A 26199-nucleotide genomic window follows, 5' to 3' on the forward strand; every position below is an offset into this window, starting at 1 on the left:
CAACCATGGTTGCTATTACTCCCACGTCCAAGATCAAGAATCTCGACAAACTCTTGATGCATTGCCAGCGTCGCCGTTACCCCGCCAAGCACAACATCATCTGCGCAGGTGATCGTTCCGACACGCTGTTTTTTATCATCAAGGGCTCGGTCACTATCCTGATTGAAGATGACGATGGGCGAGAGATGATCATCGCCTACCTCAATTCAGGGGATTTTTTTGGCGAGCTAGGGTTGTTCGAACAGGCGGGGAAAGAGCAGGAACGCAGTGCCTGGGTGAGAGCCAAGGTCGAATGCGAAGTTGCGGAAATCAGTTACGGCAAGTTCCGGGAACTGTCGCAGCAAGACCCGGACATCCTCTACGTCCTAAGTGGACAAATCGCACAGCGCTTGCGCAACACCACTCGCAAGGTCGGCGACCTCGCCTTCTTTGATGTAACAGGCCGCGTTGCCCGCTGCCTCCTGGAACTGTGCAAGCAACCCGACGCCATGACTCATCCGGACGGCATGCAGATCAAGGTGACCCGCCAGGAAATCGGTCGGATCGTGGGCTGTTCGCGGGAAATGGTCGGCCGGGTACTCAAGGATCTGGAAGAACGTAACCTGGTCAATGTCAAAGGCAAGACCATGGTGGTGTTCGGAACCCGCTAAAGGTTGCCGAGCAAGTTCTGATAGAGCGTTTGGAGCCGTTCCAGCGCGTGAGGCGCCGGGTATTTTTCATGGAGGGCGATGTGGCTCTCGGCGCGCACGCGCTGCTCCAGGCCACACGCCTCATTGAAACGATTGACCGCAGCCACCATGCAGTCGCGTTCGTCTTCCAGCAACAACGCACCATGCACCAGCCCCACAGGCCGTTGCCCGCCCTTGCTCTGGCGCCAGCGCTGCGCAGTGCCGACCATCTTGCGACCGTCAAGATTGACATTGAAGCGCCCGTCACAAAACGCGCCCTCCACTTCACCCAGCGAAGCGACCCCGCCCAACTCATCGAGCAATTGGCAGATGGGATCGCACAAGCGGCGGTAAGCGGTTTCGATCCGACCGTGGTCACCCTCGCTTCGCGGTGGTGCGTAGACCAACGCGATATTGACGGTGGCAGCGGATTGAGGCACCGGCTCACCGCCGGTTTCACGCAACAGCACGGGCCACCCATTGGCGGCCGATACTTCACAAGCCAGCTCGAAGCCAGGCAAGCGGCTCAAGCGCCGCGGCATGACCAATGCGCGGTCGCTGGGCTGCCAGAACAGCAAGCCGGACTCAGCGTCCCCGGCGCAGATGCTGGCCAGCAGATCCTGTTCGGCTTGGAGCCCGTTTTCAACGGTGAAGGCTATGGCTGGAGGCATCATCAGTCCAGCGTCGAGCCGCTCACCGGAACGCCGCGCTCAGGGAAAAACAACCGCTGCAATTCCGTGCCCGGGCTTTCAGCCCGCATGAACGCCTCGCCCACCAGGAACGAATACACATCGCTGACTTCCATCAACTCGACATCGGCCCGGTTGAGGATGCCGCTCTCGGTGATGACCAGCCGATCACGGGGGATCCGTGGCAACAGGTCCAAGGTCGTCTCCAGGCTGACTTCAAAGGTGTGCAGGTTGCGGTTGTTCACGCCAACCAGTTTGGTGTCCAACGTCTTGAGGGCACGCTCCAGCTCGTCGCCATCATGAACTTCCACCAGCACATCCAGGCCAACGTCCTTGGCGACCGCAGCCAACTCGGCCATCTTCACGTCGTCCAGGGCAGAGACGATCAACAGCACGCAATCGGCGCCCAACGCTCGCGCCTCGACGATTTGATACGGATCGATCATGAAGTCCTTGCGGATGACCGGCAACTTGCACGCCGCCCGAGCTTGCTTGAGGTAATCGTCCGCGCCTTGGAAAAAATCGATATCGGTCAGCACCGAAAGGCAGGTCGCGCCGCCTTTCTCGTAGCTCTTGGCAATGTCGGCCGGAACAAAATGCTCCCGGATCACGCCCTTGCTGGGGGAAGCTTTTTTGATCTCGGCGATTACCGCCGGTTGCTTTCTCTTCGCCTGGTCGATCAATGGCTGGGCAAAGCCACGTGGCGCGTCCGCCAAACGTGCGAGGGCTTCAAGCTCGGTCAGACTGACCCGGGCACTGCGCTCGACGACTTCCTGCCTTTTGCGGGCCAGAATGTTTTCCAGAACCGTTGGCACGCTCATCCTTCATTCTCCACTTTGAATACGGCGGTAAATGCGCCCAATTCTTCCAGTTTTTCCCTGGCCAGCCCGGTGTGCAATGCATCGTGGGCGAGCTCTACGCCTTGCTTGAGGCTGCTGGCGTGATCAGCGGCGTACAACGCGGCACCCGCGTTGAGCATGATCATTTCCGCCGCTTTCTGGCCATTCTCCGTTTTACGACGTCCCAGGGCATCGCGGATCAACTCCAGCGACTGGGCCGGTCCATCCACCGCCAGGCCATGCAGGCTCTGGCTCTTCATGCCCAGGTCTTCAGGTTCGACCCAATATTCAGTGATCTGATCGTTTTTCAGCTCAGCCACGAAGGTCGGCGCGGCGAGACTGAACTCATCCAGGCCATCCTTGGAATGGACCACCAATACGTGTTTACTGCCCAGGCGCTGCAGGACCTCGGCCAAGGGGCGGCACAGCGCCTGGCTGAATACCCCGACGACCTGGTGCTTCACGCCGGCCGGATTCGTAAGCGGGCCGAGCATGTTGAACAGCGTGCGCAGTCCCAGTTCACGGCGCGGTGCCGCCGCGTGCTTCATGGCGCTGTGGTGGGTCTGGGCAAACATGAAACCGATGCCGACGCTATCGATACACCGGGCCACCTGGACTGGCGTCAGGTTCAGGTAGATACCGGCGGCCTCCAGCAAGTCGGCGCTGCCGCTCTTACCCGAGACAGCGCGATTGCCGTGTTTGGCGACGGTGCAGCCGGCTGCCGCAACCACAAACGCCGAGGCCGTGGAAACGTTGAAGATGTTGGCGCCATCGCCCCCCGTACCCACGACATCCACCACGCCGTCCAGCGTCTTGAGTTCAACTTTGTCCGCCAATTCACGCATGGTCGTGACTGCACCGACGATCTCGTCGATGCTCTCGCTCTTCATGCGCATGGCCATCATGAACGCGCCGATCTGCGCATCCGTGCATTGGCCGGTCATGATTTCGCGCATTACGTCGCGCATTTCATCGGTGCTCAGGTCGAGCTGGCCGACGATACGGTTCAGGGCTGCCTTGATATCCATGAAAAGTCCTTAGCGCGTGCCGCCGCTTTGTTTGAGGAAGTTGGCGAACAGCTCGTGGCCCTGCTCTGTGAGGATAGACTCGGGGTGGAATTGCACACCCTCAATATTTAACGTCTTGTGTCGCAGTCCCATGATCTCGTCCACCGAGCCGTCTTCGCGCTGGGTCCAGGCGGTCAATTCCAGGCAGTCAGGCAAGGTTTCGCGCTTGACGACCAGGGAATGGTAGCGAGTGACCGTAAGCGGATGATTCAGGCCTTCGAATACGCCCTTGTCTTGGTGGAACACCGGGCTGGTCTTGCCATGCATGACTTGCCGGGCGCGCACGACGTCGCCACCGAACGCCTGGCCGATGGACTGGTGGCCCAGGCAGACACCGAGGATCGGCAATTTTCCGGCGAAATACTTGATGGCCTCGATGGACACGCCCGCTTCGGTCGGCGTGCACGGGCCGGGCGAGACCACGATACGTTCGGGCTTGAGGGCCTCGATCTCGGCGATGGTCAGCTCGTCGTTGCGCACCACCTTGACTTCGGAGCCCAGCTCGCCGAGGTATTGCACAACGTTGTAGGTAAAGGAGTCGTAATTATCGATCATCAGCAACATGGCGTAGCAACCTTTGGATTCACTGACTTTAAATACGGCCTCGGAGCGCGAAAAACCTCCGGGCCACAGGTTGTCGGGGAGCAACTCAGTTGCCTGAAGTCTGCTCCGCCAACGCCACGGCGCGGAACATCGCCCGACGCTTGTTCAAGGTTTCTTCCCACTCCAACGCGGGCACAGAGTCGGCGACAATGCCACCGCCCGCCTGTACATGCAGTTCGCCGTTCTTGATAACCGCGGTACGAATGGCGATGGCCGTGTCCATGTTGCCGTTCCAGGCGAAATAACCCACCGCGCCGCCGTACACACCGCGCTTGACCGGTTCCAGCTCGTCGATGATTTCCATCGCCCGGATTTTCGGCGCGCCAGACAAGGTGCCCGCCGGCAGGATCGCCCGCAACGCATCCATGGCCGTCAATCCGGCCTTCAATTGGCCGGTGACGTTGGACACGATGTGCATCACGTTGGAATAGCGCTCGATGACCATTTTCTCGGTGAGCTTCACCGAACCCACTTCCGATACCCGCCCGGTGTCATTGCGGCCAAGGTCGATCAGCATCAGGTGTTCGGCAATTTCCTTGTCGTCCGACAGCAGGTCTTCTTCCAGAGCCCGATCCGCTTCTTCCGTGGCGCCGCGAGGACGAGTGCCGGCAATTGGACGCACGGTGATCAGGTTGTCTTCGACTCGCACCAGCACTTCCGGCGAACTGCCCACGACGTGGAAGTCGCCGAAATTGAAGAAGTACATATAGGGTGTGGGGTTGAAGCAGCGCAGCGCCCGGTAGAGGTCGATAGGCGCGGCCTTGAAGTCGATGGACATCCGTTGCGACGGCACGACTTGCATGCAATCGCCGGCGAGGATGTATTCCTTGATGGTATCGACGGCCCGTTCGTAATCGTCCTGCGTGAAGCTGGAGCGGAACACCGGGTCGGTCGCCGACTGCTTGCTGAAATCCAGGCCTGGGCGTGGCGTGATCGGCTGGCGGAGTTTTTCCAGCAGCGCCTGCAGGCTTTTCTGACCTTGCTCGTAGGCATCTTCCTGAGACGGATCGGCCAGGACGATCGCGTGCATCTTGCTCGCCAGGTTATCGAAGACGACAACCGCATCGGAGACCATCAACAGGATGTCCGGTACGCCCAACGGATCAGGGTTGGGACACGTGCCGAGGCGCTTCTCCACATAGCGCACGCAGTCGTAGCCGAAATAACCCACCAGGCCGCCGTTGAAACGGGGCAGGCCGGGGATGGTCGGCACGTTGTAGCGAGCCTTGAAGGTCTCGACGAACGCCAGCGGATCTTCGGCTTCGAGGCTTTCGATCTCAACGCCGTCCTGGGTCACGCTGATGTGATGGCCATGCACCCGCAACACGGTGCGACACGGCAAGCCGATGATGGAATAACGGCCCCATTTCTCACCGCCCTGCACCGATTCGAGCAGATAGGAGTTGGGCTGGTCAGCCAGCTTGAGATAGATCGACAACGGCGTGTCGAAGTCGGCCAGGGTTTCGCAGGCGAGCGGGATGCGGTTGTAGCCGGCAGCGGCTAGACGCAGGAATTCTTCGCGGATCATGGGGTGCCTCGTGGCAAGAGTAGCTGTCAGTCAGGTATGCAAACGCGCCGGATAACCGGCCAGGAACAAGTCAGGCGCGCCAACGCCAGCGGGCCAGGGCCTTCATGACTTTCATCCAGAGTTTGCGAGTGACCACCACGATGGCGTTTCCAGAAGAGGATTGAACAGCGTCGGGCAACGTTATCTCAGCGGCCGGGTCCAGGCAACCGGGAATTAACAGGCGCAAATCATCGATCACCAACGTCGGAAACTCTTCGGCGATCGGCCGACCAGGATTGTAGCCGTAGCTCAACCCCACGCACTTCACTCCGGCAGCTTTCGCCGCCTGCACATCGATGACCGAGTCACCGACAAACAGCGATTGAGACGCTGGGATATTGGCCATCTTCATCACGAAAAACAGCGCTGCCGGATCGGGCTTCCTCTGTGGCAGGGTGTCTCCGCCAATGATCCAACGGAAGTAGCGACCAATTTTCATCTGATCCAAAAGCGGCGCAACGAAGCGCTCCTGCTTATTGGTAATCAGCGCCATTTCCACGCCTTGTTGGTGTAACCATTTGAGGGTGGCGCGTACGCCGGGGTAGACCACTGTCAGTTCGTGACGCCCGTCATAGGCCTCGTTGAACAGTTCCATCGCCCGCTCGACCTCGGTTTCGTCGACGCCCTGCGCATCGATGTGGTTGGCCAACGCCCGGCGCACCAACATGGGCGAGCCGTTGCCAACCCACTGACGCACCGCGTCAATACCAGCGGGCGGACGCCCAAGTTTAAGCAGCATGTCATCTACAGAAGCCGCGAGATCTGGCAGTGAATCGACCAATGTGCCATCGAGGTCGAACATCACCAGGCGCGGCAGGCTGCCGGGAAACAGCTGCTCGAAACCGCTCATGGGCGCGCCAGGGCCAATTCGGCGCGCATTTTCTCAATGACCTCTTTGTAGTCGGGCGCATTGAAGATCGCCGAACCGGCGACAAAGGTGTCGGCGCCGGCAGCGGCGATTTCGCGGATGTTGTTCACGTTCACGCCACCGTCGATCTCCAGCCGGATGTCGCGCCCCGAGGCATCGATCAGCGCCCGGGCTTCGCGCAGCTTGTCGAGGGTGCCCGGGATGAACTTCTGCCCGCCGAAGCCGGGGTTGACGCTCATCAGCAAGACCATGTCGACCTTGTCCATCACGTATTTGAGTACATCCAAGGGCGTTGCCGGGTTGAACACCAGGCCAGCCTTGCAGCCACCTTCGCGGATCAACTGCAAGGAGCGGTCGACATGCAACGAGGCTTCCGGGTGGAAGGTGATATAGGTCGCGCCTGCCTCGATGAAATCACCAACGATGCGATCCACCGGGCTGACCATCAGGTGTGCGTCGATCGGCGCGGTGATGCCGTACTTGCGCAGCGCCGCGCAGACCATCGGGCCGATGGTCAGGTTGGGTACGTAATGGTTGTCCATGACATCGAAGTGCACGATGTCGGCCCCGGCGGCCAGAACGTTGTCCACTTCTTCGCCCAAGCGGGCGAAGTCGGCGGAGAGAATCGACGGAGCAATAGCGAAGGGCTGCATGACGCACCTGTTTTGAGCGAAATCACGATGGCGCGCATTGTATACCTCAAGATTTGGCGCGCCCACCGTGGCAGACGATCAATACGCCGCGCGGTAGATCTTCTCGATATCGGCGGCGCTCAGTTGCCGCGGGTTGTTGCGCATCAGCCGCTCTATCCCCGCAGCCTCCGCTGTCATGGACGGGATCACATCCTCGGTCACGCCCAGGCCGCTGAGCCCTGAGGGGATTTCAACGGCGGCACACAACGCAACCATGGCTTGCACCGCCTCGTCCGCGGCTTCGAGGTCGCTCAGATGGGCAGTCTTGATGCCCATGGCGTCGGCGATGTCTCGCATGCGTTCGACACAGGCCATTTTGTTCCACGCCATGACATAAGGCAGCAGCAACGCGTTGGCCACGCCATGGGATACATGGAATCGCCCGCCCAGCGGATAAGCCAGCGCGTGCACAGCCCCCACCCCGGCATTGCCGAACGCCATGCCCGCCATCAGGCTTGCGGTGGCCATGTCTTCGCGGGCTTGCAGGTGCGAAGGGTTGGCGTAGGCCTTGGGCAGTGCGCGGGTGATCAGTTTGATTGCGCCGATGGCCAGGGCATCGGTGATCGGTGAAGCATTGAGCGACAGGTAGGACTCGATCGCGTGCACCAGCGCATCGACACCGCTGGCGGCGGTCACCCCCCGCGGGCAGGTGAGGGTCATTTGCGAGCTGACCAGCGCCACGTCCGGCAACAGGTAATCGCTGACGATGCCTTTCTTCAGCTGTGCAGCCTTGTCGGAGAGGATCGCCACGTTGGTGACTTCCGACCCGGTACCGGCCGTGGTGGGGATGGCGATCATCGGCGGGCCTTTGCGCGGCACCTGATCGACGCCGAACATGTCTTGCAGTTCGCCGTGATAACCGGCATAGACGCCCACGCACTTGGCGATATCGATGGCACTGCCGCCACCCAGGCCGATCAGGCCGTCATGGCCACCGTCGCGGTAGGCTTGCATGCAGTCTTCGACGATGGCGATTTCCGGGTCCGGCATGACCCGGTCGAAAATCTCGTAGTCGCGACCGCCAAGATGCTGCAGCGCCAACTCCACGGTGCCGGACTTCACCAGCGCCGCATCGGTCACGATCAGCGGGTTGTCGACATCCAACCGCGTCAGTTCCGCCGCCAGTTGCTCGATGGCAGCGGCACCGGTGATCAGTTTGTGGGCGATCTTGAACGAGGAAAGACTCATGTGCGCGGCCTCTTGCTCGAGAGTGGGCTGGCACAAGGATAGCTCGGTATGGCGGGTTGTCTGCTATTCAGTTCATGAATGCGATGAGGAACCATGTGGGAGCGAGCCTGCTCGCGATAGCGGTCTATCCGACACATTAATGTTGGCTGACACACCGCAATCGCGAGCAGGCTCGCTCCCACATTTGTACCGCGCTAACCCTCAGACCTGGGTAGTACGCAGCTTCTCGCTGCGCCCACGCAACCACTCCAGGGTCAGCAACAGGATCACCGAGAAGGCGATCAGCAGCGTTGCTGCCGCCGCGATGGTGGGGCTGAGGTTTTCACGGATGCCGCTGAACATCTGCCGAGGCAACGTCGCCTGCTCCGGCCCCGCCAGGAACAAGGTCACCACCACTTCATCGAACGACGTCGCGAAGGCGAACAGCGCGCCGGAAATGACGCCCGGAGCGATCAACGGCAAGGTCACCCGGCGAAACGCCGTCAATGGCGACGCTCCGAGGCTGGCGGCAGCCCGGACCAGGTTGTGGTTGAAGCCCTGCAAGGTCGCCGAAACGGTGATGATGACAAACGGTACGCCCAACACAGCGTGGACGACGATCAGTGAAAAGAAGCTGTTGCCCATCCCCAACGGCGCGAAGAACAGGTAGCTGGCCACGCCGATGATCACCACCGGCACCACCATGGGCGAAATTACCAGGGCCATCACCAGCGCCTTGCCCGGGAAGTCGCCACGGGTCAGTCCGATAGCGGCCAATGTGCCAAACACCATCGCCAACAGCGTCGCCGCCGGAGCGACGATGATGCTGTTCTTCAAGGCCCGCATCCATTCCGCCGAAGCGAAGAAGTCGTGATACCACTGCAGCGAAAAGCCCTGCAACGGGTAAACCAGGAAGCTGCCGGAGTTGAACGACAACGGAATGATCACCAGCACCGGCAGGATCAGGAACAACAGGATCAGCCCGCAGAGTATGCGCAAGCTGTAGAACCACACCCGTTCGACGGGGGACATGTAAGGACTCAGCATTTCGATCTCCCCTTAGCTCAGGCGCAGGCGACTGGCGCCCACCAGCCAGCTGTAAATCAGATAAAGCACGATGGTCGCCAGCAACAGCAGGCCGCCGAGCGCCGTGGCCATGCCCCAGTTGATGCTGGTGTTGGTGTAGAACGCGACGAAGTAGCTGACCATCTGGTCGTTCGGGCTGCCCAGCAGCGCTGGGGTGATGTAGTAGCCGATGGCGAGAATGAACACCAACAGGCAACCGGCACCGACACCTGCGTAGGTCTGCGGGAAGTACACCCGCCAGAAACTGGCGAACGGGTGGCAACCCAGGGAAATCGCCGCGCGCATGTAGGTGGGCGAGATACCCTTCATCACGCTGTAGATCGGCAGGATCATGAACGGCAGCAGGATGTGGACCATGGAGATGTACACACCGACGCGGTTGAACACCAGTTCCAAAGGTTTATCGATGATGCCCATGGCCATCAAGGCGCTGTTGATCAAGCCTCCCGATTGCAGCAGCACGATCCACGCCGCCACACGCACCAGGATCGAGGTCCAGAACGGCAGCAGCACCAGAATCATCAACAGATTGCTCTGGCGCGACGGTAGGTTCGCCAGTAGATAAGCCAACGGATAGGCGAGCACCAGGCAAATGGCGGTAATGACCAGGCCCATCCAGAAGGTGCGGGTAAAGATGTCCAGGTAGATCGCCTGGTCGGGAGTGGCCGGCGCGAGTTCACCGAGATCGTCGATGCGATGGTCGACCGCCGCGAGCAGGTAGTACGGCGTGACGTCGCTGGTGTTACGGCGGATCACCTGCCAATAGGCCGGGTCACCCCAACGTTCGTCGAGGCCTTCGAGCGCTTCTTTATAGGAAGCCGGTTCGGCAGCGAACGGCAGCGCCCTGGCAGTCTTGGTCAGGAGGCTGCGGTAGCCGGCCAGTTCCATGTTCAATCGTTTGGACAGGTCGCCCAAAGTCTGATTTTTCCGGGCTTCGGCCAGGTCCTCGCTGGCTGCCTTGTAAACAGGCTCGCCTGGCAATCCACGTCCATCCCACGCGGCGACCGCAGCCACGGTGCGCGGCATTGCGTTGACCACTTCCGGGTTGCTGACGCTTTTGAACAACAGCGCGACGATGGGCACCAGGAACACCAGCAACAGAAACAGCACCAACGGCGCGATCAAGGCCTGGGCCTTCCAGCGGTTGACCCGCTCGGCGCGCTTGAGCCGCTGCTTTAGGGTGGGGCTGGTGCCCGCGTTCAGTGGAACGGCGATGGCCATGGCGAACTCCGCAAATCTTTTTATCGTTACAGGGGCGGCGGGCCGCCTCTGTTCTTTTGAAACCACAACCTGGACGTACGCGTGATCGTGGCGAGGGAACTTGCTCCCGCTGGGCCGCGAAGCGGCCCCAAAAATGTCGGCAATGCCTATCTCGTGAGTGCTACGCACTCAAGCGGGAGCAAGCTCCCTCGCCACAAAAAGCCGCGCCTCCCAGGAAGACGTGGGTTACTTCGCCGCCCAGGAGTTGAAGCGCTGTTCCAGTTGCTCGCCGTTGTCAGCCCAGAAGCTCACGTCGATCTGCACTTGGTTGGCAATGTTCTCCGGAGTGGTCGGCATGTCCTTCAGGACATCCTTGGCCAGCAACGGAACAGCCTGGGTGTTGGCCGGGCCGTAGGCGATGTTTTCCGAGTAGGTCTTCTGCTGCTGTGGCGCCACAGAGAAGGCGATGAATTTCTTCGCCGCTTCTGCGCGCGTCTTGTCCAGGCCACGAGGAATAGCCCAGGCGTCGAAGTCGTAGATGCCGCCGTTCCACACCACTTTCAGGTTGCTTTCTTTCTGCACCGCGGCGATACGGCCGTTGTAGGCCGAGCTCATGACAACGTCACCGGAAGCGAGGTATTGCGGCGGTTGGGCGCCAGCTTCCCACCATTGGATGTTCGGCTTGAGTTCGTCCAGCTTCTTGAAGGCGCGGTCCTGGCCATCTTTACCAGCCAGCACTTTGTAGACGTCTTTGGGCGCCACGCCGTCGGCCATCAAGGCAAATTCCAAGGTGTACTTCGCGCCCTTGCGCAGGCCACGCTTGCCCGGGAACTGCTTGGTGTCCCAGAAATCAGCCCAGCTGGTCGGTGCGGTTTTCAGCTTATCGGCGTTGTAGGCCAGCACGGTCGACCAGACGAAAAAACCCACGCCGCAAGGCTGGATGGCGCCCTTGACGTAGTCTTCGGTCTTGCCGAACAAGGCCGGATCGAGCTGCTCGAACATGTCCTCGTCGCAGCCACGGGACAATTCCGGCGACTCGACTTCCACCAGGTCCCACGAGACGCTCTTGGTATCGACCATGGCCTTGACCTTGGCCATTTCGCCGTTGTACTCGCCCGCCACGATCTTGCCATTGCCGGCCGCTTCCCACGGTGCGTAAAAGGCTTTGACCTGAGCCGCCTTGTTCGCCCCGCCGAAAGACACCACGGTCAGGTCCGGGCCCGCCGCCATCGCGCTTGCCGCACCCATCATGCCCAATGTCAGGGCTGTGAACTTCAAGGATCTCAACATTTATTGTTCTCTCCACGTGCAGGGTTGGTGTTGGTACAGCAGGGGGGCGATCAGTTCGCCTCTAAAAGGGGATCGAGCGCACGCACATGCTCGACTTGCCAGCCAAGCGGAACCACGTCCCCGACGGCGAGCGCGGGATCGAGCTCGGCAATGGGCTGTTTCACGAAGAAGTCGTTCTTGCCGCAGACCTCCAGGCGAACCCGGACGTGGTCGCCCAGATAGATGAATTCCGCCACCCTCCCTGAAAAGCGGTTGACGCATTGTTCGCTGGAGCCGTTGAGGCTCACCCGCTCCGGCCGGATCGAGAGCGTGACCGGCTCGCCAGGCTGGCCGACATTGACGGCCAGGGCCTCGACTTTCTCACCGCGCCCCAACTCCACCAGGCAGCGGTCGCCGGTCTGGCTGTGCAAGCGGCCGTTGAGGCGGTTGTTTTCGCCGATGAAGTTGGCGACGAAGGTGTTTTTCGGTTCTTCGTACAGTGTGCGCGGCGGGGCGATCTGCTGGATCTCGCCCTGGTGGAACACGGCCACACGGTCGGACATGGTGAGGGCTTCGCCCTGGTCGTGCGTCACGTAGACCACGGTGACGCCGAGGCGCTGGTGCAGGTGCTTGATTTCCATCTGCATGTGTTCGCGCAGCTGTTTGTCCAATGCACCAAGGGGTTCGTCCATCAAGACAAGTTGCGGCTCGAACACCAGCGCCCGGGCCAGGGCCACGCGCTGCTGCTGGCCACCGGACAATTGCGCCGGATAACGCTGGGCGAAGGTTTCCAGCTGGACCATGCTCAAGACTCGCTTGACCCGATCACCGACATCGCTCTTGTTCAAGCCGCGAACGGTCAACGGGAAGGCCAGGTTCTCGGCGACGGTCATGTGGGGAAACAAGGCGTAGTTCTGGAACACCATGCCGATGTCGCGCTTATGAGGCGGCACGTTGTTGATGGAACGGCCAGCCAGCAGGATTTCACCGGCGGTCGGAGTCTCGAAACCGGCGAGCATCATCAGGCTGGTGGTCTTGCCGGAGCCGGAAGGTCCGAGGAGGGTCAGGAATTCGCCTTTGCGAATGTCCAGGTTGAGGTCTTTGACGATCAGGTTCTCGCCGTCGTAGCTCTTTTGCACACCACGAAAGCTGACCAGCACATCACTGGCCCCCGCGCTTGAATCGACCTGGCTCATACCCGCACCTTTTGTATTGATGACTGCTTGTGAGTCCAAGCCTAGTGGAGCCCGGGACCCGCGCAAATCGGGCCGCAGGAGAGAATCGCCTCAGCCGGATGGAAGAGTCGGGGTAGGGATTTCCCTACACGGGTGGCGGGATTGGATAAGTGCAGTGGCAAGTTTCAAGCAGCGAGCTGCAAACCGGGGCAAACGCTGTGCTGGGGCGTGTCGCAAATGGATATGCCGACACAAACCCTGTGGGAGCGAGCTTGCTCGCGATGGCGGTCTGTCAGCTACCTATGCGCTGTATGGTCCGACGCTATCGCGAGCAAGCTCGCTCCCACAAGGGGACGATGGTGGGATTCAGAGCAACTTGTGCTCCATCGCGTATTTCACCAGTTCCGCCAGCGAGGTGATGTTGAGTTTCTGCATCAGCCGCGCCTTGTGGGTACTGATGGTCTTGCTGCTCAGGGCCAGTTGCTGGGCGATGTCGTTGACATTGGCGCCTTGGGCGAGGCGTTCGAAGACTGAGAACTCGCGCTCCGACAATAGGGAATGCAGCGGTCGGGTGTCGGTCAGGCCCACTTCGAAGACCATGCGGTCGGCCAGGTCCGGGTCGATGTAGCGTCCGCCGGCAGCGACCTTTCGAATCGCCATGAGCAGCAATGCCGGGTCGCTGTCCTTGGTGGCGTAGCCGGCGGCGCCGACCTTAAGGGCGCGAGCCGCCATTTGCGCTTCGTCATGCATGGACAACACCAGGATGGCCGGCGGGTTGTTCAACGCCCGGATCCGTGGGATCGCCTCCAGGCCGTTGACGCCCGGCATGGAAATATCCAGCAGCACGACTTCGCAGGGCACGTGTCGCAGGGTCTCGAGCAGTTGTTCGCCATTGCTCGCCTCCCCCGCCACCACCAGATCCTTGGCCAGGCCGATCAACTGCTTGATCCCTTCGCGGACGATGGTGTGGTCTTCGGCTACCAGTACACGGATCACATTGTTCTCCAGATTCAGAATCTCATCGCGAGCAAGCTCGCGTAACATTAATCCATGTGGGAGCGAGCTTGCTCGCGATGCGGTCACCCCGGATAACCACTCCCGTCATGCCTCACCCAACGGCACGCGCACCGACAAGGTCGTCCCCTCCCCCGGCTCGCTGTCCAGAGTCAACTGTCCGCCCATGATCAACACACGCTCACGCATGCCAACCAAGCCAAAGGACGTTGGCCTACTGGCGTCGGCAATGAATCCTACACCGTCATCGCTGACCGTCAGGCATAAATGGCCGCCTTCCTGGGTCAGCGTCAGTTCCACAGTATGCGCCTGGGCGTGGCGCATCACATTGGTCAGCGCTTCCTGGAGAATCCGGAACAGACCGATGGCCTTCGCGTCGCTCAACGGTGGCAAGTTGTCCGGCACCTGCACCAGGCACGGGATGTGGGTACGCGCCTCGAAACGCCGTGCCTGCCATTCAATGGCCGAAGCGATACCGGCATCCAGGATAGGTGGGCGCAACGCTGTCGCCACGTCTCGCACCAGTTGAAACAGCTGGGCGATCAAGCGCTTCATGCTGTTGAGCCGCTCCTGCAGGCCAGGATCCAGCTGCGCGTAGGCCAATTCGCACATGGAAGTCTCCAGCTTCAGCACCGTCAGCATCTGGCCCAGCTCGTCGTGGACCTCCCGGGCAATACGTGCTTTTTCTTCCTCTCTTACGCTTTCCAGGTGCGCCGACAACTCACGCAACTGTTCACGCGAGCTGGCCAGCTCCAGTTCGATGCGCTTGCTTTCAGTGATGTCCCAGACGATACCGTCCCAGACGTAGGCGCCATCCTCGAGACGACGTGTGATTGCCTTGATCTCGGCCCAGCGTTGCTGCCCTTCGCGCGTCAGGATGCGGCCTTGCCATGACCAGTCGCTGTCGCTGTCCAGCGCCTGGTCCTGGGTGCGGTGGTAATCGGCCTTGTCGTCCGGATGGACCAGGCTGCGCAGACCGGTATCACTGCGGGCCAAAGTCGCCGGGGAGTAGCCCACCAGGCTTTCGCTGCCTTCGCTGATGTAGGCAAAGTCGATTTGTCCAGTCACCGGAGCCCGCTCCAGGCGAAAAACCAACCCCGGCACGTTCGCCGCGATGCCTTGCAGGCGCGCCTCGCTTTCACGCAAAGCCGCCAATGCGCGTCGACGCTCCGTCACGTCGTTTAGGTAGACGACCAGGTATTCGGCATCGCGAAAACGCAGGAAGCTCAGGGAAACGTCGGCCGGCAGGATGCTGCCATCGGCGCGCACACATTCGGTCTCGAAACTCTGCGGCCCGTCTTCACTGGCTCGGGCGCGCTTCCACAAATTCAACCAACGGTCCATGTGCAAGCCCGGCTCGAAATCGATCAGCGGGCGGTCAATGATTCCGCCCGGGCCGTAGCCCAGCATGGTTTCGGCGGCGCGGTTGGCGTAGCGCACATGACTGTCCCAGTTGACCCAGAGGATGCCGACCGTACTCTGATCGATGGAAAACTGCGTCAGCCGCAAGGCTGCTTCGCTGGCGGTGCGTTGGGCGATGTCCTCTCGCGCGGCACGCAACCGGCGCTCCAGTCCACGTTGCTGGCGGCGTTGCCAAGACACGGTGGCCACGCTGGCGAGCAGCAATGCCAGCAACAGCAAGGTCAGGTTCTGCCAGAAACCCGGAGTTTCGGTCAGGCGCGGGTATTTCGGCTTGAGCCAACGACTGTGCAGTTGCTCAAGTTCCTTGGCCGGGATGGCTTGCAGCCCCTTGTCGATAATTTCGGCCAACTGGGGCCAGTCCCGGCGCGTGGCGACCCGTAGCAACTGTGGCGACCCAATATCGCCCACCACCGCCAGTTCCGAGAACTCGGGCTCGACCATCAACCGTCCCAGCTGCGCCTCATCGACCACCGCGAACCGCGCCTGCTGGGTCAGCAACAATTGCAGCGCCTCGCGCTCCATCGGCACCCCTTGCAGGTTCAACGCTGGGTAATTGCTGCGCAGATAATCCGCCGTGGCGCTGGGCATGCGCACCGCAACGCGGACCTGGCCGTCGAGCTTCTCCAGCTCCACGCCCTCGGCGCTTTTCTGCGCGCCGACGATCAATTGCGGCACTCGCATGTAAGGGTCGGAAAACTGCCAGAGCCTGAGCCCGACCGGGGTTTGGGTCAGGCCGGGCGCGACATCGATTTCGCCGTCACGTACCGCTGCTTCCAGCTGCGCGACGTCTTGGAAATTGCGCCAGGTCAACTCGACGTTCAGCGTCTTACCCAGCCATTGCATCAACTCGACATGGGTACCGGACAACCGCTGTAAACGCCGATCGTATTGTGCATAGGGGGCCTGCAATACCACGCCGACCCGCAGCTGTTGATGTTGCGTCAGCCATTGACGCTGTTCCGCACTCAGTTGCACGCCATGAACCTGCGGCGCAGGCGCAGCCCAAGCCGTCAAGGGAAGCCATAAACAGCCGATAACCCACAGGCAGCAATAACGCATCATCGAAGTCTCATGCACTGACAAATACTGACCAACCCATTAGGCTGCCGGAAATACTTCTGGTCATGGAATATCCGATGCCCTCTGTTTATCGCCTGGCGTTGCCCGCATTGTGCCTGTCGCTGATCCTGCCGAGTGCATTTTCTGTGCAGGCTGGCGAAACGGCACCCGCCGCAGTGGAACAATCCGCTGGAGAAAAGCCGGTCGAACGCCAACCCTTGCTCGAGCGTAGCCAGGAAGAGGCGGCGGCGCTCGTAAGAAAGGTCCCCGCTCAAGAACAGCAACAGCTACAAACCGGTAGCGACGCCTTCCTCGCGCTGTGGAAGCCAGCCAATACCAGCGAGCCCAAGGGCGCCGTCATCATCATCCCTGGCGCCGGTGAAACCGCTGACTGGCCTCAAGCAGTCGGCCCCCTGCGCAAGAAACTGCCTGATGCCCAATGGAGCAGCCTGAGTATCACCCTGCCGGACCTGCAAGGCGACGTCATCGCTCCGCGCACCGTGGAAACGCCACCCGAGACCAAACCCGCCGACGTCGCGGCCGCGGCACCGGACGCCACCACCGCCGCACCGATCGAGCAAGTGACGGGGGGCGAAGCCGAGGCAGCGGATGCCGCCATCGCCGAAACCGGTGAAGAACACGCCAACGCCGATGTCGAGCGCATTTTCGCCCGCATCGATGCGGCGCTGGCCTACGCCGAACAGCAGAGTGCCCGCAGCATTGTGCTGCTAGGCCATGGCACGGGCGCCTATTGGGCAGCGCGCTACCTTAGCGAAAAGCAACCCTCGCAGATCGAACGCTTCGTGATGGTCGCGGCCCAGACTCCGGTAACCGCCAAGCCTGGCCTGGCAGAGCTGACACCCACCCTGAAGCTGGCGACCGCCGATATCTTCTATATGGACAAGCCACTGGACCGCAACGCGGCACTGGAGCGCTTGCAAGCGAGCAAACGCCTGAAAGGATCGACCTTCAGCCAGGTTGCCCTCAAAGCCGTGCCGAACCGTTCGGCGGAGCAAGAGCAACTGTTCCGTCGGGTCCGGGGTTGGTTGAATCCGCAAAACCCTGGGGAGTGAGACCTTCCCAGCGGTAAGCGACACGCTAGCTATCTGTGGCAAGGGAGCTTGCTCCCGCTCGGCTGCACAGCAGTCGTCAACCAACTGAGACTCCGTAAGAAATTCGGCGCCAGGTTGAGGCGCCGCTTCGTGAACCAGCGGGAGCGAGCTCCCTCGCCACAGGCACCCCGTATTAGCGGAAATCCCTCCGCTCGCGAATCAAACGATAGGCATTGTGCAGCTCTCGGGTCCTGTCGGTCGCTTCACGCACCTGTAAAGGCGTGGCGCCGCTGCCGGCGATCTTGTCCGGGTGATGCCGGCTGAGCAAGCGGCGATAAGCCCGCTTTATTTGCGACGGCTCGCTGGTGGCCGAAACACCCAGCAATCGCAATGCCTCCTGATAAGTCACGCCGCTTGAGGGTTGCGACAGTTTCTGCGGTTCGTAATCCATCGCCAACGCCTGGACCTGCTGCGGCGTCCAGCCCAGCCATTTGCCCCACTGGACAAGCAACTCGCGCTCGCTGGCGCCAGCGCGACCGTCAGCCCAGACCATCCTCCAGCAGGCGCGTAGCACGCCTTCGGCCGCGTGGGGCTGAGTGGCGAGGCGACGCAGATAACCGCGCAAGCGATCATGCTCGGACTTGCCTCGGTTGAATGCCGCAATGGCACGACGCTGCGCCGGTTCGCTCAAGTCGAGGGCGCGCATTTCCAGGCGAGCCTGCTGAATGTGACCGTCCACAACCCGCCCATCGCTTTTCGCCAGGCGTCCGAGCAACACGAACAATAATTCATCGTTGCGCAACGCCGGGCGCCCGCCCAGCCGTTCACGCACTTGCGCCCAGCTGTGGACGTTCAGGCGCCTGTCCAGCGCCTGTCCCAGCAATGCGCCAAGCATGGCCCCCGGGATGCTGGCTATGGCAAAGCCTGCTCCCGCTCCGATCAGAGTCCCTGGCCACCACATATCAACGGCTCGCTTCTATCAATTTTTCAACCTGCGCCAAACGTTCAAGGGTTCCGACATCTACCCAATGACCTTGCAGCCGCTCGCCGCTGACCTGCCCATGGTCCATGGCCTTGCGCAGCAACGGTGCGAGCTTGAACGCGCCAGCCGCGCAACCGTCGAATAATCGCGGATGCAGGACGGCGATACCGCTGTAGGTCAGTTTGTCGGCCGTGGACGCGCCTTCATGAACCTTTCCGTCGGTGAGGACGAAATCGCCATCTGGGTGATGTTCAGGATTGTCCACCAGCACCAGATGAGCCGACGCGTGGAGCGAACGAGGCAAGGTGCTGAAATCGAAATCAGTCCATATGTCGCCATTGACCACGAGAAACGCTTCATCGCCCAGCAACGGCAGCGCCCGGAAAATCCCCCCGCCGGTTTCCAGCGGCTCGCCTTCCGGGGAATAGACGATGCGCACGCCGAACCGTGAGCCGTCCCCCAGGTGGTCTTCGATCTGCTGCCCGAGCCAGGCGTGATTGATGACGATCTCGCCAAACCCGGCGGCGACCAGCGCCCGCAGGTGATATTCGATCAAGGGAATTTCGGCGACACGGATCAAAGGCTTGGGCGTGGTAAGCGTCAGCGGGCGCATGCGCTCCCCCTTGCCCGCCGCGAGGATCATCGCCTTCATGCATTTGCCCCGGCCGATTGGCGCAGGCTGCGGAGCAGCTCATCCAGCGGCGCCAGCTCAGGACGGCGGTCGATGACCGCTTCTATATAGTCGAAGAAGCGCGGTACGTCCTTCAGGTAGCGCGGCTTGCCGTCGCGGTGGCAAATGCGCGCGAAGATGCCGATCACCTTGAGATGGCGCTGCACGCCCATCAAGTCGCTGGCCCGCAGGAAATCTTCGAAATCCGGCTGCACAGCAATGCCAAGGGCACCGGCCTGCTGCCAATAATCCTCCAGCCAACCGCGCACTCGCGCCTCGGGCCAACTGAGGAAAGCATCCTTGAAAAGGCAGGTCACATCGTAGGTCACCGGCCCGTAGACCGCGTCCTGGAAATCGAGCACACCTGGATTGGGATCGCTGAGCATGAGATTGCGCGGCATGTAGTCGCGGTGCACCAGCACTTTCGGCTGGGCCAGGGCGCTGTTGATCAACAGTTCGCAAGCCTGCTGCCAAAGTTGCTGCTGTGTCGCATCGAGCTCGATGCCCAACTCGCGCTTGACGTACCACTCCGGGAACAGCTCCAACTCGCGACGCAGCAAAGCAACGTCATAACTGGGCAGCGGAGCCACCATCGGCAATTGCTGAAAAGCCAACAATGCCTGCAAGGCATCGCGGAATAAATCGTCGGCATTTTCGCCGTTGATTACATCCAGGTAGGTCTGGTTACCCAGATCATTGAGCAAAAGAAAACCGCGATCGAGGTCTTCGGCATAAATTTTTGGCACGTTGATGCCGGATTTCGCCAGCAAAAACGCGATATCCACGAAGGGTTTGCAGTTTTCCTGGGGCGGCGGTGCATCCATCACGATCAGGCTGCGGCCCGCGCCTTCCCAGCGGAAATATCGCCGGAAACTCGCGTCGCTGCTGGCCGCGGTCAACGTGGCCGGGGGTACGCCCCCCCACCCCTGTTGATTGAAAAGGATCGGTAACTGCTCATCGAGCCAAACTTTCAGGTGTTGCAAGCGTACATCTTGGTCAGGCATTGCAAGGGTCTCCGACGGCGCTAGCCGTCAAGCGGGTCATGCTTTATTATCCAGCATCTTTTTCAGACCATCGAGAGGCGTGCGGCCCACACCGCGGGCAGATGGCACGCAGGAAGCCCGGACTAATAAGATGGCATTGAAATCCCCCGCGTTTCGTAAAAAATTTCCGTTGCTGGTTACCGGCAGTCTGCTGGCCCTGCAACCCCTGGCCTCTTCATTCGTCGTTGCGGCGCAACAGTATGACTGTTCCGTCTCCGCTTCGGGTGCCTGGGACTGTTCACCCAAGACGCCGGCCGCTGCATTGCCGCCACGTCCCGTGCATGAAGGCAGCGCGGTTGCCGACAGCGGCAGCGCACCGGCCGACAGCGATTCGGGCGAGGTGGCCGGCGACAAGCCGATGCTCGTCACCGAAGCCAAGGGCCGCGGCTTGAAGACGCGCAGTGAAGACTACAGTCACTTGGACTGGGTTCCGCGCGAGAACCTCACGCCCGCTCAACTGGCTGAAACCGGTCCTTACTGCGCTGGCGCGTACATCGAGCCGACGCGCCCGGGCATGAACGACAAGACCGCCAAGAGCGACGCGCCGACCTTCCTGGGCGCCAAGGCTTCGCGCTACGAGCAGGAGCAACAGGTGGCGACCCTGGCCGGCGACGTGGTCATGCGCCAGGGCAGCATGCAGGTCGAAGCCGACGAGGCCAGCCTGTACCAGGCCGAGAACCGTGGCGAGCTGAACGGCAACGTGCGGGTCCGCGACAACGGCGCGCTGATTGTCGGCGACCACGCCGATGTGCAGCTGGACACCGGTGAAGCCAAGGTCGACAACGCCGAATACGTGATGCACAAGTCGCGCATCCGCGGTAACGCGCTATACGCCCGCCGCGCCGAAAACGCAATCATCCGCCTCAAGGACGGTACGTACACTACGTGCGAACCGGGCAGCAACGCGTGGACACTCAAGGGCAACAACATCACCTTGAACCCGGCCACGGGCTTCGGCACCGCGACCAACGTCACGCTGCGGGTCAAGGACTTCCCGGTCCTGTACACGCCTTATATCTATTTCCCGATCGACGACCGTCGTCAGTCTGGCTTCCTGCCGCCGACCATCGGCAGCGGCAGCGATACCGGCTTCCTGCTGGTCACCCCGTACTACTTCAACCTGGCGCCGAACTACGACGCCACGTTGTACCCACGCTACATGAGCAAGCGCGGCTTGTTGATGGAAGGCGAGTTCCGTTACCTGACCAAGTCCAGCGAAGGCCAGTTCGGCGCCGCGTACCTCAACGACGAAGACGATGAGCGCAGTGGGCAGAGCGACTACGACAAGACCCGCTACATGTACAACTGGCAGCACAAGGGCGGCCTCGACTCGCGCGTGCTGACAGAAGTCGACTACACCAAGATCAGCGATCCGTATTATTTCCAGGATCTGCAGACCGATCAGATCGGCGTCGAGTCGCGGGACTACGTGAACCAGCAAGGCGCTGTCAGCTATCGCGGCGACAACTACACCGCTCGGCTCAATGCCCAGGCTTACCAGATGGCGACGATTTCAAAAATCACGCCGTACAATCGCCTGCCTCAGATCACCTTCAATGGCTCGCTGCCCGAACATCCGTATGGACTGGATTTTGCGTACAAGACCGAACTGGTGCGGTTTGATCGTGATTTGCGCACCGGTGACTACACCGATGAAGACGGCAACACCGAGCCGTTCCTGGATAACAACATCCGCGGCTTGGCCAGGGCTAACGGCGACCGGCTGAACCTGGCACCCGTCATGAGCCTGCCGATGACCGCAAGCTATGGCTACATCAAGCCGTCGCTCAAGTACCAGTACACTCAATATGACCTGGACCTGGATAGCAGGGGCAGATCTCAGGTCGCTGCGCAGAACGCCGAGGCCGATCGCCTGCGCGGCACCTACAGCAGCAGTCAGAGCCGTGGTGTTCCAATCGCCAGCATCGACAGTGGCCTGTATTTCGACCGCGACACCCAATGGTTCGGCACCAACTATCGCCAGACCCTGGAGCCTCGCCTGTTCTATCTCTATGTACCGGAGAAGGACCAGAGCGATATCCCCGTGTTCGACACCAGCGAATCGACCTTCAGCTACTCCTCGCTGTTCCGGGATAACCGTTTCACCGGCTCCGACCGTGTCGGCGACGAAAACAAATTGTCCCTTGGCGTGACCAGCCGCTGGATCGAAGAAAACGGGTTCGAGCGTCAGCGCATCAGCGTCGGCCAGGCCCTGTACTTCAAGGATCGTGAAGTCCAACTGCCAGGCATCGACTTCAAGACACGTGAAGACGCCAAGTCCGACGTTTCCCCGTATGCCTTGGAATACGAATATCGCTGGAACCGCGATTGGCGCACCACGGCGACCTACAACTGGGACCCGGACACCCGCAGCCCCCGTTCGGGCAGCGCGATGTTCCACTACCAGCCTGAAGACAACCCGAACAAGGTCATCAACGCCGGTTATCGCTATCGCAACGACCAGGTCCGCTATGACGAATCCACCGGCCAATGGCAAGTGGGCGGTGGCGACTATGGCCGTCCGGGCGATCCGAATTACGTGAAGGACTACTACAAGATCAAGCAGCACGATTTCTCGATCATCTGGCCGATCGTGCCGCAGTGGAACGCCATCAGCCGCTGGCAATATGACTACAACCGCAACCGTACCCTGGAAGCCTTCGGTGGTTTCGAATACGACAGCTGCTGCTGGAAACTGCGCCTGATCAACCGTTACTGGGTCGACTATGAAGAATTCAGTCAAGCCGCCCCGCAAAACGAAAAAGGCGACCACGGCGTCTTCCTCCAAATTGTTCTGAAGGGACTCGGCGGCCTTACCGGCGCCAAAGTAGAGAGTTTCCTCGACAAAGGCATTCAAGGTTATCGTGAACGTGAAGACCAAGCTTTCTGATTGTCTGCGCCCGCTGATGCTGGGCGCGCTGTTCCTGGGTACCGCAGCGAACGCCGCGGTACAGTCCATCGACAAGGTCGTGGCCATCGTCGACAACGACGTGGTCATGCAGAGCCAACTGGACCAGCGTGTCCATGAAGTGCAGCAAACCATCGCCAAGCGTGGCGGCGGCTTGCCACCACCGGGCGTGCTGGACCAGCAGGTGCTCGAGCGCCTGATCGTCGAAAACCTGCAGCTGCAGATTGGCGAACGTTCCGGTATCCGCATCACCGATGAGGAACTGAACCAGGCCGTCGGCACCATTGCCCAGCGCAACAACATGTCCATCGATCAGTTCCGCGCCGCCCTGGCTCGCGACGGCCTGTCCTTTGACGACGCCCGCGACCAGATCCGCCGTGAGATGGTCATCAGCCGCGTACGTCAGCGACGCGTGGCCGAGCGCATCCAGGTGTCCGAGCAGGAAGTGAAGAACTTCCTCGCTTCCGACCTGGGCAAGATGCAGCTGTCTGAAGAACTGCACTTGGCGAACATCCTGATCCCAACCCCCGAGAGCGCCAACTCCGAAGCGATTCAGAGTGCCTATCGCCAGGCGATGGATGTTTACCAGCAGCTCAAGCAAGGTGCTGACTTCGGCCAGATGGCCGTGGCGCGTTCGGGCAGTGAGAACGCCCTGGAAGGTGGTGACATGGGCTGGCGTAAAGCCGCTCAATTGCCGCCTCCGTTTGATCGCGAGCTCAGCGCCATGGCCGTGGGCGACATCACCCAGCCGGCCCGCACTCCAGGTGGTTTCATCATCCTCAAGCTGCTGGAAAAACGCGGCGGCGGCACCCAGGTGCGCGACGAAGTACATGTCCGCCATATCCTGATCAAGCCGAGCGAGATCCGTAGCGAAGCCGAGACCAAGCGCCTGGCCGAGAAGCTCTACGAGCGGATCACCGCCGGCGAAGACTTCGCCGAGCTGGCCAAAAGCTTCTCGGAAGACCCGGGTTCCGCCCTTAACGGTGGCGACCTGAACTGGGTCGACCCGAATGCGCTGGTCCCCGAGTTCCGCCAGGTCATGGCCGAAACACCCCAGGGCCAACTGTCCAAGCCGTTCAAGAGCCCTTACGGCTGGCACGTCCTGGAAGTCCTTGGCCGTCGCGCCACGGACAGCACCACCCAGGCGCGCGAGCAACAGGCGATGACGGTATTGCGTAACCGCAAATACGACGAAGAGTTGCAAACCTGGCTTCGCCAGATTCGCGACGAAGCCTACGTCGAGATCAAACTCCCTGGTGCAGACCAGGCCGCGCAGTGAAACCCAAGCGTTTCGCGCTGACCCCCGGCGAGCCTGCCGGCATTGGTCCCGACCTGTGCCTGCTGCTCGCCTCGCAAGCCCAGCCTCACCCCCTGATTGCCATCACCAGCCGCGACCTGCTCCTCGAGCGGGCCGCGCAGCTGGGGCTGGCCGTCGATCTGCGGTTGGTTACGCCAGACGCCTGGCCCGATGCCCCGGCACCTGCGGGCAGCCTGTATGTCTGGGATACGCCCCTTGGCGCCCCGGTCGTCACCGGTCAATTGGATACGGCAAACGCGGCGTTTGTTCTGGAAACCCTGAACCGCGCCGGCCAAGGCTGCCTGGATGGGGCTTTCGCCGGGATGATCACCGCCCCGGTACACAAGGGTGTCATCAATGAATCCGGTATTCAGTTTTCCGGACACACGGAATTCCTGGCAGACCTGACCCGAACCTCGCAAGTCGTGATGATGCTCGCCACGCGCGGCCTTCGCGTAGCCTTGGTCACCACTCATCTGCCCTTGCGAGACATCGCCGACGCGATCACACCGCAACGCCTGGAACGGGTCACGCGCATACTGCACGCCGACCTTCAGGAAAAATTCGGCATCGCCCGGCCACGAATCCTGGTGTGTGGGCTCAATCCCCATGCCGGCGAAGGCGGACACCTGGGCCGTGAAGAAATCGACATCATCGAACCTACATTGGAACGCCTGCGTAGCGAGGGCATGGACCTGCGTGGCCCGCTGCCTGCCGACACTCTGTTTACCCCCAAATATCTGGAGCACTGCGATGCGGTGCTGGCGATGTACCACGACCAGGGCTTGCCCGTGCTGAAGTACAAAGGCTTCGGCGCGGCGGTCAATGTGACGCTGGGCTTGCCGATCATCCGCACCTCCGTGGACCACGGCACCGCCCTGGACCTGGCCGGCAGCGGCAGGATCGACACCGGCAGCCTGCAAGTCGCCTTGGAAACCGCTTACCAGATGGCCGAGACCCACTTATGACCGAGCAATACCAACACCGCGCGCGCAAGCGCTTCGGCCAGAATTTTTTGCATGACGCTGGCGTGATCGACCGCATCCTGCGTTCCATCAATGCCAAGCCCGATGATCGCCTGCTGGAGATCGGTCCAGGCCAGGGTGCACTGACCCAAGGCCTGCTCGGTAGCGGCGCGCAACTGGACGTGGTGGAACTGGACAAGGATCTGGTGCCGATTCTCAACCAGCAATTTGCCGGCAAGAGCAATTTCAACCTGCACCAGGGCGACGCACTGAAGTTTGACTTCAACAGCCTGGACGCCGCGCCGGGCAGCCTTCGGGTGGTTGGCAACCTGCCCTATAACATTTCCACGCCGCTGATTTTCCATCTGCTGAGCAATGCCGCACTGATCCGCGACATGCATTTCATGCTGCAGAAAGAAGTGGTCGAGCGCCTCGCCGCCGGTCCTGGCGGTGGTGATTGGGGCCGACTATCGATCATGGTCCAGTACCATTGCCGGGTCGACCATTTGTTCAACGTGGGCCCGGGAGCATTCAACCCGCCCCCTAAAGTCGATTCCGCGATCGTCCGCCTTGTACCTCATGCGGTCCTTCCGCACCCGGCCAAGGATCACCGCCTGCTGGAACGCGTAGTGCGCGAAGCTTTCAACCAGCGTCGCAAAACCTTGCGCAACACGTTGAAACTGCTGCTCAGCAGCGCTGAAATCGAAGCCGCGGGTGTTGACGGCAGCTTGCGCCCCGAGCAACTGGACCTGGCGGCCTTCGTGCGCCTGGCCGACAAGCTCAGTGAACAGGTCGCGCCAAAAGACAACGCCATTTGACATGCGAGGCCGTTATCGGGAAGTACGCCGGTCTGGTTTACTACCCGACACTTGGCCTAGACTGACTCCCTCAGTTCTT

The 26199-nt window shown here is 61.0% G+C and carries 23 protein-coding genes; 6 read left to right on the forward strand and 17 right to left on the reverse strand.

What is annotated here, in order from left to right; translation table 11 throughout:
• Positions 1-5: 5 nt before the first annotated feature.
• Complete coding sequence (gene crp / locus ACLK1G_RS07480; RefSeq protein ID WP_420764853.1) at positions 6-650, forward strand: cAMP-activated global transcriptional regulator CRP; 645 nt, start codon at positions 6-8, stop codon at positions 648-650.
• Here crp and ACLK1G_RS07485 read toward each other — a convergent pair.
• The 14 genes from ACLK1G_RS07485 to ACLK1G_RS07550 all read right to left on the reverse strand — a co-directional run bounded on the left by ACLK1G_RS07485 (position 647) and on the right by ACLK1G_RS07550 (position 16388).
• Positions 647-1339, reverse strand: a complete 693-nt coding sequence (locus ACLK1G_RS07485; protein WP_420764854.1) for a lipoate--protein ligase family protein — start codon at positions 1337-1339, stop codon at positions 647-649. The two genes, crp and ACLK1G_RS07485, sit on opposite strands and share 4 nt — an antisense overlap.
• A gap of 2 nt (positions 1340-1341) precedes the next feature.
• A complete protein-coding gene (trpC, locus tag ACLK1G_RS07490; protein ID WP_420764855.1) occupies positions 1342-2178 on the reverse strand; it encodes an indole-3-glycerol phosphate synthase TrpC in 837 nt (278 codons plus the stop codon).
• Entirely contained in the window at positions 2175-3224 is a 1050-nt protein-coding gene (gene trpD / locus ACLK1G_RS07495) for an anthranilate phosphoribosyltransferase (RefSeq protein ID WP_420764856.1), read from the reverse strand. Before trpD ends, trpC begins: the two co-directional genes overlap by 4 nt.
• A 9-nt stretch (positions 3225-3233) precedes the next feature.
• Complete coding sequence (locus ACLK1G_RS07500; RefSeq protein WP_420764857.1) at positions 3234-3827, reverse strand: aminodeoxychorismate/anthranilate synthase component II; 594 nt, start codon at positions 3825-3827, stop codon at positions 3234-3236.
• A gap of 85 nt (positions 3828-3912) precedes the next feature.
• The gene (gene trpE, locus ACLK1G_RS07505) at positions 3913-5394 is read right to left on the reverse strand and encodes an anthranilate synthase component I (RefSeq protein ID WP_420764858.1); all 1482 of its coding nucleotides are present in this window, start codon (positions 5392-5394) and stop codon (positions 3913-3915) included.
• Between the two features lie 70 nt (positions 5395-5464).
• The gene (locus ACLK1G_RS07510; RefSeq protein WP_420764859.1) at positions 5465-6283 is read right to left on the reverse strand and encodes a phosphoglycolate phosphatase; all 819 of its coding nucleotides are present in this window, start codon (positions 6281-6283) and stop codon (positions 5465-5467) included.
• The gene (gene rpe / locus ACLK1G_RS07515) at positions 6280-6954 is read right to left on the reverse strand and encodes a ribulose-phosphate 3-epimerase (RefSeq protein ID WP_420764860.1); all 675 of its coding nucleotides are present in this window, start codon (positions 6952-6954) and stop codon (positions 6280-6282) included. The genes ACLK1G_RS07510 and rpe overlap by 4 nt, the downstream gene beginning before the upstream one ends.
• 78 nt (positions 6955-7032) lie before the next feature.
• The gene (locus tag ACLK1G_RS07520) at positions 7033-8181 is read right to left on the reverse strand and encodes an iron-containing alcohol dehydrogenase (RefSeq protein WP_420764861.1); all 1149 of its coding nucleotides are present in this window, start codon (positions 8179-8181) and stop codon (positions 7033-7035) included.
• A gap of 201 nt (positions 8182-8382) precedes the next feature.
• The gene (locus tag ACLK1G_RS07525) at positions 8383-9207 is read right to left on the reverse strand and encodes an ABC transporter permease (RefSeq protein WP_420764862.1); all 825 of its coding nucleotides are present in this window, start codon (positions 9205-9207) and stop codon (positions 8383-8385) included.
• Positions 9208-9219: 12 nt separating this feature from the next.
• The gene (locus ACLK1G_RS07530; protein WP_420764863.1) at positions 9220-10467 is read right to left on the reverse strand and encodes an ABC transporter permease; all 1248 of its coding nucleotides are present in this window, start codon (positions 10465-10467) and stop codon (positions 9220-9222) included.
• 225 nt (positions 10468-10692) lie between these two features.
• Positions 10693-11736 carry an ABC transporter substrate-binding protein gene (locus ACLK1G_RS07535; protein WP_042730717.1) on the reverse strand — a complete coding sequence of 348 codons (1044 nt, stop codon included), beginning with the start codon at positions 11734-11736 and terminating at the stop codon, positions 10693-10695.
• A gap of 50 nt (positions 11737-11786) precedes the next feature.
• A complete protein-coding gene (locus ACLK1G_RS07540) occupies positions 11787-12911 on the reverse strand; it encodes an ABC transporter ATP-binding protein (protein ID WP_420764864.1) in 1125 nt (374 codons plus the stop codon).
• Between the two features lie 345 nt (positions 12912-13256).
• Complete coding sequence (locus ACLK1G_RS07545; RefSeq protein ID WP_420764865.1) at positions 13257-13934, reverse strand: response regulator; 678 nt, start codon at positions 13932-13934, stop codon at positions 13257-13259.
• Positions 13935-13991: 57 nt separating this feature from the next.
• Positions 13992-16388: a PAS domain-containing sensor histidine kinase gene (locus ACLK1G_RS07550; RefSeq protein WP_420764866.1), complete on the reverse strand. Its 2397-nt coding sequence runs from the start codon at positions 16386-16388 to the stop codon at positions 13992-13994.
• A gap of 74 nt (positions 16389-16462) precedes the next feature.
• Between ACLK1G_RS07550 and ACLK1G_RS07555 the strand changes: the two genes are divergently transcribed.
• Positions 16463-17458 carry an alpha/beta hydrolase family protein gene (locus ACLK1G_RS07555; protein ID WP_420764867.1) on the forward strand — a complete coding sequence of 332 codons (996 nt, stop codon included), beginning with the start codon at positions 16463-16465 and terminating at the stop codon, positions 17456-17458.
• Positions 17459-17630: 172 nt separating this feature from the next.
• Here the strand turns inward: ACLK1G_RS07555 and ACLK1G_RS07560 are convergent, their stop codons facing one another.
• The 3 genes from ACLK1G_RS07560 to ACLK1G_RS07570 are packed head-to-tail and all read right to left on the reverse strand — an operon-like array spanning position 17631 to position 20093.
• On the reverse strand, positions 17631-18398 hold the full coding sequence (locus tag ACLK1G_RS07560) for a TerB family tellurite resistance protein (RefSeq protein ID WP_420764868.1): 768 nt from the start codon (positions 18396-18398) through the stop codon (positions 17631-17633).
• A 1-nt stretch (position 18399) separates the two neighbouring features.
• The gene (murU, locus tag ACLK1G_RS07565) at positions 18400-19071 is read right to left on the reverse strand and encodes an N-acetylmuramate alpha-1-phosphate uridylyltransferase MurU (RefSeq protein ID WP_420764869.1); all 672 of its coding nucleotides are present in this window, start codon (positions 19069-19071) and stop codon (positions 18400-18402) included.
• A complete protein-coding gene (locus ACLK1G_RS07570) occupies positions 19068-20093 on the reverse strand; it encodes an aminoglycoside phosphotransferase family protein (protein ID WP_420764870.1) in 1026 nt (341 codons plus the stop codon). Before ACLK1G_RS07570 ends, murU begins: the two co-directional genes overlap by 4 nt.
• A gap of 130 nt (positions 20094-20223) precedes the next feature.
• Between ACLK1G_RS07570 and ACLK1G_RS07575 the strand changes: the two genes are divergently transcribed.
• From ACLK1G_RS07575 to rsmA, 4 genes are read left to right on the forward strand one after another with little or no spacing between them, the layout of a single operon-like run.
• The gene (locus tag ACLK1G_RS07575; RefSeq protein ID WP_420764871.1) at positions 20224-23022 is read left to right on the forward strand and encodes an LPS-assembly protein LptD; all 2799 of its coding nucleotides are present in this window, start codon (positions 20224-20226) and stop codon (positions 23020-23022) included.
• Complete coding sequence (surA, locus tag ACLK1G_RS07580; RefSeq protein ID WP_420764872.1) at positions 23003-24319, forward strand: peptidylprolyl isomerase SurA; 1317 nt, start codon at positions 23003-23005, stop codon at positions 24317-24319. Before ACLK1G_RS07575 ends, surA begins: the two co-directional genes overlap by 20 nt.
• Positions 24316-25305, forward strand: coding sequence for a 4-hydroxythreonine-4-phosphate dehydrogenase PdxA (gene pdxA / locus ACLK1G_RS07585; RefSeq protein WP_420764873.1), 990 nt, complete (start codon positions 24316-24318; stop codon positions 25303-25305). Before surA ends, pdxA begins: the two co-directional genes overlap by 4 nt.
• Positions 25302-26120 carry a 16S rRNA (adenine(1518)-N(6)/adenine(1519)-N(6))-dimethyltransferase RsmA gene (rsmA, locus tag ACLK1G_RS07590; protein ID WP_420764874.1) on the forward strand — a complete coding sequence of 273 codons (819 nt, stop codon included), beginning with the start codon at positions 25302-25304 and terminating at the stop codon, positions 26118-26120. Before pdxA ends, rsmA begins: the two co-directional genes overlap by 4 nt.
• The last annotated feature ends 79 nt before the right edge of the window (positions 26121-26199 follow it).

The sequence above is a fragment of the Pseudomonas algeriensis genome (genome assembly GCF_048847255.1).
Classification (GTDB): domain Bacteria; phylum Pseudomonadota; class Gammaproteobacteria; order Pseudomonadales; family Pseudomonadaceae; genus Aquipseudomonas.

What these genes read in the sequence shown, in the direction of transcription:
- crp (WP_420764853.1), top strand. Translation starts at nt 6, where the DNA reads ATGGTTGCTATTACTCCCACGTCCAAGATCAAGAATCTCGACAAACTC.
- ACLK1G_RS07485 (WP_420764854.1), bottom strand. Translation starts at nt 1,339, where the DNA reads ATGCCTCCAGCCATAGCCTTCACCGTTGAAAACGGGCTCCAAGCCGAA.
- trpC (WP_420764855.1), bottom strand. Translation starts at nt 2,178, where the DNA reads ATGAGCGTGCCAACGGTTCTGGAAAACATTCTGGCCCGCAAAAGGCAG.
- trpD (WP_420764856.1), bottom strand. Translation starts at nt 3,224, where the DNA reads ATGGATATCAAGGCAGCCCTGAACCGTATCGTCGGCCAGCTCGACCTG.
- ACLK1G_RS07500 (WP_420764857.1), bottom strand. Translation starts at nt 3,827, where the DNA reads ATGTTGCTGATGATCGATAATTACGACTCCTTTACCTACAACGTTGTG.
- trpE (WP_420764858.1), bottom strand. Translation starts at nt 5,394, where the DNA reads ATGATCCGCGAAGAATTCCTGCGTCTAGCCGCTGCCGGCTACAACCGC.
- ACLK1G_RS07510 (WP_420764859.1), bottom strand. Translation starts at nt 6,283, where the DNA reads ATGAGCGGTTTCGAGCAGCTGTTTCCCGGCAGCCTGCCGCGCCTGGTG.
- rpe (WP_420764860.1), bottom strand. Translation starts at nt 6,954, where the DNA reads ATGCAGCCCTTCGCTATTGCTCCGTCGATTCTCTCCGCCGACTTCGCC.
- ACLK1G_RS07520 (WP_420764861.1), bottom strand. Translation starts at nt 8,181, where the DNA reads ATGAGTCTTTCCTCGTTCAAGATCGCCCACAAACTGATCACCGGTGCC.
- ACLK1G_RS07525 (WP_420764862.1), bottom strand. Translation starts at nt 9,207, where the DNA reads ATGCTGAGTCCTTACATGTCCCCCGTCGAACGGGTGTGGTTCTACAGC.
- ACLK1G_RS07530 (WP_420764863.1), bottom strand. Translation starts at nt 10,467, where the DNA reads ATGGCCATCGCCGTTCCACTGAACGCGGGCACCAGCCCCACCCTAAAG.
- ACLK1G_RS07535 (WP_042730717.1), bottom strand. Translation starts at nt 11,736, where the DNA reads ATGTTGAGATCCTTGAAGTTCACAGCCCTGACATTGGGCATGATGGGT.
- ACLK1G_RS07540 (WP_420764864.1), bottom strand. Translation starts at nt 12,911, where the DNA reads ATGAGCCAGGTCGATTCAAGCGCGGGGGCCAGTGATGTGCTGGTCAGC.
- ACLK1G_RS07545 (WP_420764865.1), bottom strand. Translation starts at nt 13,934, where the DNA reads ATGTTACGCGAGCTTGCTCGCGATGAGATTCTGAATCTGGAGAACAAT.
- ACLK1G_RS07550 (WP_420764866.1), bottom strand. Translation starts at nt 16,388, where the DNA reads ATGATGCGTTATTGCTGCCTGTGGGTTATCGGCTGTTTATGGCTTCCC.
- ACLK1G_RS07555 (WP_420764867.1), top strand. Translation starts at nt 16,463, where the DNA reads ATGCCCTCTGTTTATCGCCTGGCGTTGCCCGCATTGTGCCTGTCGCTG.
- ACLK1G_RS07560 (WP_420764868.1), bottom strand. Translation starts at nt 18,398, where the DNA reads ATGTGGTGGCCAGGGACTCTGATCGGAGCGGGAGCAGGCTTTGCCATA.
- murU (WP_420764869.1), bottom strand. Translation starts at nt 19,071, where the DNA reads ATGAAGGCGATGATCCTCGCGGCGGGCAAGGGGGAGCGCATGCGCCCG.
- ACLK1G_RS07570 (WP_420764870.1), bottom strand. Translation starts at nt 20,093, where the DNA reads ATGCCTGACCAAGATGTACGCTTGCAACACCTGAAAGTTTGGCTCGAT.
- ACLK1G_RS07575 (WP_420764871.1), top strand. Translation starts at nt 20,224, where the DNA reads ATGGCATTGAAATCCCCCGCGTTTCGTAAAAAATTTCCGTTGCTGGTT.
- rsmA (WP_420764874.1), top strand. Translation starts at nt 25,302, where the DNA reads ATGACCGAGCAATACCAACACCGCGCGCGCAAGCGCTTCGGCCAGAAT.